The 9,438-nt window shown below is 71.2% G+C and carries 6 protein-coding genes; 2 read left to right on the top strand and 4 right to left on the bottom strand.

The genetic code is table 11. The features are described from left to right. The 3 genes from AC5LUJ_RS10655 to AC5LUJ_RS10645 all read right to left on the bottom strand — a co-directional run. On the bottom strand, positions 1-775 hold a 775-nt coding region (locus AC5LUJ_RS10655; protein ID WP_493464854.1), incomplete at its 3' end, for a DUF8832 domain-containing protein. A gap of 270 nt (positions 776-1,045) precedes the next feature. After that, positions 1,046-1,639 (bottom strand): hypothetical protein, encoded by a 594-nt coding sequence (locus tag AC5LUJ_RS10650; protein WP_493464853.1) that lies wholly within the window; start codon positions 1,637-1,639, stop codon positions 1,046-1,048. A 247-nt stretch (positions 1,640-1,886) separates the two neighbouring features. Next, on the bottom strand, positions 1,887-2,807 hold the full coding sequence (locus AC5LUJ_RS10645) for an NADP-dependent oxidoreductase (RefSeq protein ID WP_493464852.1): 921 nt from the start codon (positions 2,805-2,807) through the stop codon (positions 1,887-1,889). Between the two features lie 813 nt (positions 2,808-3,620). Here AC5LUJ_RS10645 and AC5LUJ_RS10640 point away from each other — a divergent pair. Both AC5LUJ_RS10640 and AC5LUJ_RS10635 read left to right on the top strand, forming a co-directional pair. Then, the gene (locus tag AC5LUJ_RS10640) at positions 3,621-4,490 is read left to right on the top strand and encodes a HalD/BesD family halogenase (protein ID WP_493464851.1); all 870 of its coding nucleotides are present in this window, start codon (positions 3,621-3,623) and stop codon (positions 4,488-4,490) included. A gap of 1,154 nt (positions 4,491-5,644) precedes the next feature. Beyond that, positions 5,645-7,453 carry a choline/carnitine O-acyltransferase gene (locus tag AC5LUJ_RS10635; protein ID WP_250286031.1) on the top strand — a complete coding sequence of 603 codons (1,809 nt, stop codon included), beginning with the start codon at positions 5,645-5,647 and terminating at the stop codon, positions 7,451-7,453. Between the two features lie 76 nt (positions 7,454-7,529). Here AC5LUJ_RS10635 and AC5LUJ_RS10630 read toward each other — a convergent pair. Beyond that, positions 7,530-9,438 (bottom strand): efflux RND transporter periplasmic adaptor subunit (locus AC5LUJ_RS10630; protein WP_493464850.1); only part of this gene is annotated, 1,909 nt, incomplete at its 5' end.

Raw genomic sequence — 9,438 nt, 5'->3', positions numbered from 1 at the left:
TGCCCGTCGGATGCAGGTGGGCGAAGGCGAGGTCGCTCTCGTGGAAGGCGGTCAGGTGCGCGTAGGTGTCCAGGTAGAGCTGTAGGTCGGTGACGGGCCGGCCGCCCGTGGACACGGTGATCGTCAGGGTGCCCGCGTTCCTGGCTGTCAGCCCGCCGGCCAGGGCCAGGGTGTAACCGTCGACCGTGGCCGTGGCCGACGCGGGCGGCAGCGGTGTGTCGGCGGAACCGCCGGCGACGGTGACCGGCTGGCCGAGGACCGTCGGGACGTCCGCGCCCGAGGCGTCTGTGGTGACGAACGAGGCGTACACCCGGTACGCGCCCGGCCGGACGGGCTGGAGCGGCGCCGTCCAGGTGCCGTCGCCTTCCACGTCCGGGTGCACGTGCTGGAAGCCGGTGAGGTCCGACCGGATCAGGTACAGGTGCATCGGTTTGGTCTGGTCCAGCCTGAACGCGGTGACGGGCGTGCCGTCCCCGGCGGCCGTCCCGGTGCTGTGGGTGCCCAGCAGCGACATGCCCGAAGCATGATCGTGCTGTCCCGGGCCTGCCAGGATGCGGAACCGGAACGAAGTCGGCTGGTCGGCCGGCAGCGTCGACGCGACCGGGACGAACCGCAGCCCGGATGCCTCGGCGGCCAGGCCCTCCCCGGCCGGCAGCCCCTCCATACCCGGCATCCCGGCATGGCCGGGCATGTCCGTGCCCGGTATCCCGGCATGGCCGGGCATCCCTCCGGATGCCGGCATCCCGCCGTGCCCCGGCGTCGCGGGAGACGTCATCGGGTGCGCGATCTCCGGCCCGGTCGTGGTGGAGCTCCCACAGCCGGCCGCTGCCAGCCCGATCAGGAGCGTGGCACCGGCCAGCACACGTGCACAACGCGGGCGGACGGTGGATGGATACGAAACGCGGCCATACGAACACAGAAGTGCGTGCGAACGCGGAAATGTCAGCATTGGGATCGGAAGTCTTTCCGGACGGCGCGCGGCACGCGCGCGGATGGACAGCAACGTCGGACTGACCGGAGCCTTGCTCCGGTCAGCGGTGTTGCGTCACGTCCGGGATATGCACAACCTGGTCAGCAGGCCTGAACCGGCTGGCGGTGGGGCCCGGCGCCGCCGGCCACCGCTGTCGACGCCGGCGTACTGCCCCCTGACGGGCCACGTCCACGCGATCACGGCGATGCCCAGCAGGAGCGCCAGCAGACCGAGCAGGCCACCCGGCCCTGTCCGGGGCGGCAGCGACACGCACAGGGCGCCATGCCCGCCGGCACCGCTGGTGATCATAGCCACTGACGGTGGCACGGACGTCCCATGGCCGCTCGCCGGGGCGGACAGCGGCATGGGAGGCGGCACGGACGTCCCATGGCCGGTCATCGGGGCCGCCGCGGGCGGGTGCCGTACCTGCGGAGCCCCGTGGCCGGCGCCCAGGCCGTGGGGCTCCGTTACCGGCCCCGCCACTGCCGGCCCCGCCACTGGCCCCGCCGCGTGGGCGCCACCAGGGCATCCCAGCCCCACCGCCACACCGTGCATGACGAACAGCCCGGCCAGCGCGGTGCACGCCAGCAGCAGGCGGTACACCGCCGACACGCGACGGGGCGGTGCCAGGCGGGCCGCCGCCCGCGTCGGCACCGCTCCACCAGCCATCGCAGTCTCTCTCCCGCTGGAACCAACGGCTGTCCACCATGAACGGCTGTCCACCATGAACGGCTGTCCACCATGGTAGACAGCCAGCCGGGCACGGGGCGGACGGCCCGTTGCCGACGCGGCGTCCACAGGCCGCTCCTGCCCGTGGGACGTCCGGGAGCGGCCCCGGCAGCCAGGCCCGGGTGCGCGGGCCGTCGTCCGGCGGCCCGGTCCGCCTGGAAGCACCTGCCGCTGGCAGGCGTGTCCGTCAGGACGGCAGCAGCACGATCTTGCCGCCGAGGTGGCCGGCCCGGCTGGCATCGAGCGCGGCGGCCGCCTCGGTCAGCGGATACGTACGCCAGATCGGCAGCCGCAGACGGCCCTCCTTGATCAGGACGAGGATGTCCTGGATCGCCCGCACGGTGTCCTGCCCGCCGCCGCCGACGTGGAGGCGGACCCCGTGGTCGGCGGCGTCGAACGCGGCGATGGTGAGCACCCGCTCGGGCCCGCCGGCCAGCTCGATCGAGACGGGCAGCTCGCCGCGGCCCGACGCGTCGAGCACGGCGTCCACCCCCTGGGGAGCGGCCGCGCGCACCCGGTCCGCCAGGCCGTCACCATAGGTGACCGGGATGGCGCCGATCGAACGCAGCAGCTCGTGGTTGGACTCGCTGGCGGTGCCGATCACCCGCACGCCGCGGGCGACGGCCAGCTGCACGGCGAGGACGCCGACACCGCCCGCGGCAGCGTGGATCAACAGTGTCTCACCCGCGGTGACAGCGAGCAGCTCGAGCACCTTCCACGCGGTGCCGCCGGCGCCGGCGAGGCTGCCGGCGGTCTCCCACGGCACCTCGGCCGGCTTGGCGACAAGAGCCGCCGGATCGGCGAGCGCGAACTGGGCGTAGGAGGCGGTCAAGGACGAGCCGAGCACCTCGTCGCCGGCCGCGAAGGCGGTCACACCGTCACCGACCTGGTCGATGACACCGGCGACGTCACTGCCCAGGCCCGCCGGCAGGTCCAGTGTGACCAGCTCCTGCAGAGCACCCTGGAGGATCTTCCAGTCGACGGGGTTCACGCTCACCGCCCGCACCGCGATCCGCACCTGGCCCGGGCCCGCGACCGGGGCCGGGAGGTCGACGACGCGCAGCACGTCGCTGGTGCCGTACTCGGAGAACTGCGCCGCAATGGGCATCTGCTCGGCTCACAATCTGCTGATGGTCGCAACGAGTGGTCATTCACCTGGCCGGGGATGGTCCCACCGTCCAGACAGCGGACCGATTCGTCCTGACCTGCAACACTGTTGATCGCAATTTGTAACGTGGCCGTGTTGTGGCCGCCATGCAGGGCAGCGGCCGGCCAGGCCGGTCCGGGCCGGTGCCGGGTGGTGTCGCCGCCCTGGCCGAGGGGCTGGCCGAGGGGCTACCAGCCCACCTCGCCGGCCTGGACGGGCCACCTGCGACGCCGGGCCGGCTCGCGGGGCCGCCCCGGCCCGCTCCGCCCGTGCGGGGGCCGTCGACGTCCATCCGGTGGTCACCCGGTACTGGCTGGTAATCGTCCGACAATCGGTCGTTGCTCACTTGGGGTTCACTTTTTAGTCACCTGGTGTGACTATCGGCTGAGGCTGCCGCCGGCGTCAAAATGAATGCCAGGGCGGGGGACGGGGAAGATCCTGGTCGATCGTGATCGTCTGGCGTTTTCAAGGGATGGTGTCGCACGTCACAAACGACTTCATGGCCATGAATCGAGAGTAACGATGTGCTAAGAGTCGAAAAAGCTGTGCGATCATGTTTGTTTCGTGTCGGTGCCCGGTTCCTCGAGTGCTCCTGGCATGACCGAGGCGGGCGAGAAGACGCTGCGGACGTGACCTGTTCGCGGGGGAGGGATAGGCCTTGACAGCGTGTGGATCGGGCAACTGCCAGCGTATGGACGTCGGTCGTGGGGATTGTCCGTGTGGTTGTGCTGTCCTGCCTCGCGACGATGATCCCGGCTGGCGGAGGAGAGCCTCATGATCGCATCGGCGGCCCGGCTGATCGAGCGGGTGGTCAGCACGGCCTTCTATCCGCTGGCGGAGCCGGGTGGCACCGACTGGGAGTACGTGGTCTCTCGTACCCGGCAGGAGTTACACACCCACGGCTGCAGCATTCTGCACAACTTCATCCAGCCCGCCCGGCGTGAGGAACTACGGCTGGAATGCGCCGCGGTCGCCCCCCGGGCATACTATGACGTCGAGACCGTCAACGCCTACAACATAGCCGCCGACGCGGACCTGCCGGCGGACCATCCCGGCCGGCTGCCCATGCGGCGTGGTAACGCCTTCGTGGCGCGCGATCGCATCCCCGACGATTTCGTCATTCATCAGCTCTACACCAACGAGTTGTTCCAGCACTTCATTGCCAGTTGTTTCGAGCTGCCCCGGCTCCACGAGCTCGCGGATTCCCTGGCCGGGCTGTGCCTCAACGTTGTCACCCCGGGCATGGAACATCCATGGCACTTCGACACGAACGAGTTCGCGGTGAGCCTGATCACACAGGAGCCGACGGACGGCGGGGTGTTCGAGTACTGCCCGGGTATCAGGTCCGCGACGACGGAGAACTTCGCCGACGTGCGGGCCGTGCTGGCCGGCCACGGCGGGCACCTGATCCGTCGGGTGTCCCTGCGGCCAGGGGATCTGCAACTGTTCAGGGGCCGTTATTCGATGCACCGGGTGAGCGCCGTGCGTGGTGACACCGCGCGTCACTCGGCGATTTTCTCGTACAGCGAACGCCCTGGGGTGGTCGGCAGCGTGGAGCGGACGAGACAGCTTTTCGGCCGGGTGCTGCCCCAGCACCTGGCGGCCGCTGGAAACGCCGTGCGGGTCGACCAACTGTTGGATTAAGGCCGTTTCCGGCGGATGCCGGCCGGAGTGGGTTACGACCTGTTCCGGCCGGAAGATCCGCCGGACGCGGTCTGGGGGGGCGACCGGCAGCCCGGGCCCGATGCCGGTCAGTTGCCCGTTCCGTGATCCAAGGAGGAACCCAGCCCGTGCGTTTTGATGCCACCGGAAAAGTTTCACTCGATCACATCTACACCCAACCCGACCCGTACGCCTACTTCGACACGCTGCGCAGGCTCGACTATGATATCCCGCAGCTGGCGAAACCTCATTTCGTGAAGATCATCGAAGCGTGCCGGGAGTTACGGTGGGATTCAGGTATCAACATTCTGGACATCGGTTGTTCGTACGGTATCAACGCGGCTCTGCTGAAATGTGACGCGAGCATGGAGGAGCTGTACGAACGGTACTGCGACCGGGACGCGGGTACACCGGCCCGTGAGACGCTGCTGGCCCGTGACCAGGAGCTGGTCCGGTCGCGGGCCGACCCGCGCCGAATCCGCTTCGTGGGCCTGGACACCTCGCGGCCCGCCCTCTCGTACGCGCTCGCCGCCGGTTTCATCGACGACGCGGTGCACGCCGATCTGGAGGAGAAGGACCCCACCCCGCGACAACGCCGGCAGCTGGCCGGCGCCGACCTGGTCATCTCGACCGGCTGTATCGGTTACGTCACCCATCGGACCCTCGTGCGGGTGGTCCACGCGAACGACGAGCGCCGGCCGTGGATGGCGCATTTCGTCCTACGGATGTTCCCGTTCGAGCCCGTCGAGGAGAGCCTGGCCGGACTGGGGTACGAGACCGTTCATCTCGAGCACATGTTCCGGCAGCGGCGCTTCGCCTCTCCCCAGGAGCAGTCGCTCGTACTGGACACCCTGAGCAACGTCGGCGTGGACCCGAGTGGTCTGGAAACCGACGGCTGGCTCTACGCGCAGCTCTACGTCTCCCAGCCGCGCGGCACGAAGGGTTGCGTGGTCATCGACCTCGCAACCGGCAATGGATCACTAACCGGCAAGAAATCGTCCAGGTCCCCACAACCACCGAGCCCGAGGATCACATTGACTGTCAATCAGGAACTGAGCGTGACCCAGCGGCTGTCCACCCCGGCTACCGCCCCCGCCAGCCAGGAGCCACCCGCCCGTACGCCTGCCGAGCAGGAACTGTCCACCCGCACCTTCGGCAATGAGGACCTGCTGCCACGGGTGCCGCTGCCCGCCCTGGAGGAGAGCGCCGAGAGGTTCCTGGAGTGGGCCGCGCCGCTGCTGACCGCGGACGAGCTGGCTCGGACCGAGGCGGCGGTGGCCGCGTTCCGGCGGCCGGGCGGCCCCGGTCAGCGGCTCCACCAGGCACTGGTGGAGTACGACGCCACCGAGGGTGTGCACAGCTGGCTCGACACGTTCTGGCCGTCCCGGTATCTGGGCCGCCGCGACCGCATCGCGCTCAACGCGAACTTCTTCTTCCTGTTCAAGAAGTCGCCGCTGCGGCAGGTGGAGCGGGCCGCCGGGCTCATCGCCGCCGCCGTCAACCACAAACTGCAGCTCGACGACGAACGCATCCCGGCCGCCATCCAGCGGGGGCGGCCGCTGTCGATGGAACAGAACAAGTTCCTGTTCTCCACGACGCGGATACCCGGAGCCGAGCAGGACACCGTCCGCGTGCCGTACAGCGAGCAGTGGCCGGGCCCGTCCCGGGCCCGCCACATCGCGGTGTTCTTCCGCGGGAACATCTTCCACCTGGACGTGCTGGGCCCCGACGGCCGGCCGTACGCGTTAGACGATCTCGCGGCGGGCCTGGAGGCGATCCGGAAGGCCGGTGCGGCCCCGGCCGCGCCGGACAGCGCCGTCGGCCAGCTGACCACCAAGGCCCGGGCGGAATGGGCGGCCAGCCGGCAGACACTGATCGCCCACCACCCCGGCAACGCCGCCGCGCTCGACGAGGTGGAGACCGCGCTGTTCCTGCTGTGCCTGGAGGACATCACGCCCACGGACACCCAGGAGGCGTGCGACCAGCTGCTGTACGGCAACAGCGGTAACCGGTGGTTCGACAAGGCCGTCTCCGTGATCGTGTTCGAGGACGGCACCGCGGGTATCAACATCGAGCACTGCGGCCTGGACGGGACCACGATCCTCAGCTTCGTCGACTCGCTGCTGGGCTCCTCGCCCGAGGAGCACTCGGCGCGGTCGGGGGCCGTCCCCCAGGGCCTGCCGGACATCAGGCCCGTCGAGTTCGTGCTGGACGACGACCTGCGGGCCGACGTGCGGGCCGCCGACGAGGCGTTCGCGGCATACGGCGCAGCCACCGCCACGACCATCCTGTCGTTCGACGACTTCGGCGGGAACCGGGCCAAGCAGCTGCGGGTGTCACCGGACGCGTTCGTGCAGCTGGCCTACCAGCTCGCGCACAAGCGGGCCAAGGGGCTGACCGGCGCCACCTACGAGTCGATCGCCACCCGGCAGTACCGGCGCGGGCGCACCGAGGCGATGCGCGTCGTCACACCCGAGGTGCTGCGGTTCGTGGCCACGCTGGACGATCCGACGGCGGACGCGGCGGCCCGCCGGGCGGCCTTCCGGGCAGCCGCCGAGAAGCACGTGGCACGGGCGAAGCAGTGCCAGTCGGGACAGGCGCCCGAACAGCACCTGTGGGAGCTGCAGCTCATCCAGAAACGGCGCGGCGAGGAACTGGGGGTGACCGAGGCGCTCGACCTGTACGACAGCCCGGGCTGGGTGAAGCTGCGGGACGACTACCTCAGCACCAGCTCCGCGCCGTCGGTCAACATCGAGTACTTCGGCTTCGGCTCGACCAGCAGCCAGTGCATCGGCATCGCCTACGTGCTGCTGCCCGACCGCTTCAACCTCTACCTGAGCACACCGCGCGCGGTGGCCGACGGGCTGTACACCTTCGTCGACCGGCTCCGTGAAGCGGTCTACGAACTCCAGGCCCTCCTCGCCACCGAAACCCCGGAGAACTGACCCCGTCCCTTTCTCTCCGAACACCCACAGTTCTGCTTCTCCGTCGAGGTGGCGGTTGGACGGAACGGGTGACCCGTCACCCGCTCCGTCCGCCGCCTCCTCCGTTGACGACGAAGCCGCCGCCACCGGCGCCACCGCCGCCGGTGAGGCCGCCGCGGCCGCCGGTGAGGCCGCGGCCGGCTGGTCCGATGCCGGCGCCGCCGAGGCCGCGCGGGGTGGTGTTGCCGGTGGGCAGGGGGGCGTTCAGGTCCGCGAGGACGACCTTGTCGCCCTCGGACAGGCCGGACGTCACCTGGGTGAAGGCCGGGCCGACCGCGCCCACCCGCACCGGCACACTGGTCGCCCTGCCATCGCGCAGGACGGACACGACGTACCGGTTGCCGATGCGCAGCACGGCCGAGGTCGGCACGGCGAGCGCGTCCGTCGCGCTGGCGGTGACGATGGCCACGGCCGTGCCCGAGCCGGCGAACAGCTTCCCGCCGCCGTCGTCCAGGCCGATGGTCACCGGATAGGCCACCCCGGACGACGATCCCGACGACCCGGCCGAGGCCGTCCCGCCGGACGCGGTGGACGCCGCCGGGAGCAGGCCGACCGCCACCACGGTGCCGGTCAGTGGGGAGCTGGTCCCGTCGGGGGTGATCCTGGCCCTGGCGCCGATCTTCACAGCGGCCAGGTCGCTGTCGCTGACGGTCGTCGTCACCTGCTTGGCGTCCGGGTTCAGCACGACGATCGTGGCCGTGCTCGACCCGGTGCCGACGGACTGGCCGGAGGCGATGTTGACGGCGGCCACCAGACCGCTGATCGGGCTGACCATCCGTGCCTGCTCCAGGCTCTGCTGCGCCACCAGGAGCACGGCGTTGGCCGCGTCGACCGCGGCCTGGTCGGCGGCGATCTGGACGGCGGACGCCGGCGCGCGCGAGCCGCCCGCGCTACCCGCGCCACTCGCACGCGAGCCGCCCGCGCCACCCGCACGCGAGCCGCCCGCGCCACCCGCACGCGAGCCGCCCGCGCCGCCGGTGCCCGAGCCGCTCGCAGCGGACCGGCCTGTCGTGTCGCCCCCAGCCGTACCGCCAGGCACGGCGCCCCCGGCTGCCGTGCCGCCAGGCGTGTTCCGATCGCCGCCGGTAGCCGTCCCTGTGCTCCCGTTCGTGGTGCTCCCGTTTGTGCCGCCGGTCCCCGTCCCGGCTCCGGTCGGCCCGGACGACGGTCGGCCCGCGCCCGCATCCGGGTTCGCCCCGGTGCCTGGAACCGCTCCCAGGCCCGGGCTCGCTCCCGTTCCCGGGCTTGGGCCTGCCCCGGTGCCCGAGCCTGCTCCGCTGCCTGGGCTCGCGTCCGGCTGCCGCCCGGAGGACGGCCCAGGATGCTGCTGCCCTCCCGGGACCTGGGCCAGCAGTTGCGTGACCGCGGCGTCGAGGGCCGCTATGTCCGCCGCGACCGCGCGCAGACGCTCGTTGAGCGCCTCCTGCTCGGCGAGGACCTGCTGGAGCAGCGCCGCGCAGTCCGTGCCGTCGAGCGCCGGGCCGCTGGCCGCTGGTGTCGCGGCCGCTGGTGTCGTGGCCGCCGCCGGTGCCGTGGCCGTCGCGGTGGACGAGTGCAGGGATGCGGAGGTCGCGGTGCCCGCGCCCGGGCCCCCGCCGCCGGGCACGGCACCGGATGCCGACGCCCCCGGAGCACCACCCCCACGCTGGTGATCTCCGCTCTGGTGCAGGCCGTCCAGGAACGACTGGCACACCGACTGTTCGTGGGCGACATCGGCCTTGATCTGGGACAGCATCGTGTCGGCGGCATGCTGGTCGGCCAGCAGCCGCTGCTGATACTGCCTGACGAGATCCTCGGCCGGACCCGCTGTCCCGGTCGCACCCGTGCCGTCGGCGGCCCCGGCCGGTGGTGTGCCGGCCGTGCCCCCGCTCGCCGTTACCCGGCTCGCATCCCGCACCTGGCGCACATCCTGGGCGCCGGCCCGGCGCGAGGTGACGAACAGCGCC

This window comes from Protofrankia sp. CiP1_Cm_nod3 (genome assembly GCF_982290655.1).
Note: the sequence above shows the minus strand (reverse complement) of the source record. Positions and strands in the feature narration are given on the sequence as shown.

What these genes read in the sequence shown, in the direction of transcription:
- AC5LUJ_RS10650 (WP_493464853.1), bottom strand. Translation starts at nt 1,639, where the DNA reads ATGGCTGGTGGAGCGGTGCCGACGCGGGCGGCGGCCCGCCTGGCACCG.
- AC5LUJ_RS10645 (WP_493464852.1), bottom strand. Translation starts at nt 2,807, where the DNA reads ATGCCCATTGCGGCGCAGTTCTCCGAGTACGGCACCAGCGACGTGCTG.
- AC5LUJ_RS10640 (WP_493464851.1), top strand. Translation starts at nt 3,621, where the DNA reads ATGATCGCATCGGCGGCCCGGCTGATCGAGCGGGTGGTCAGCACGGCC.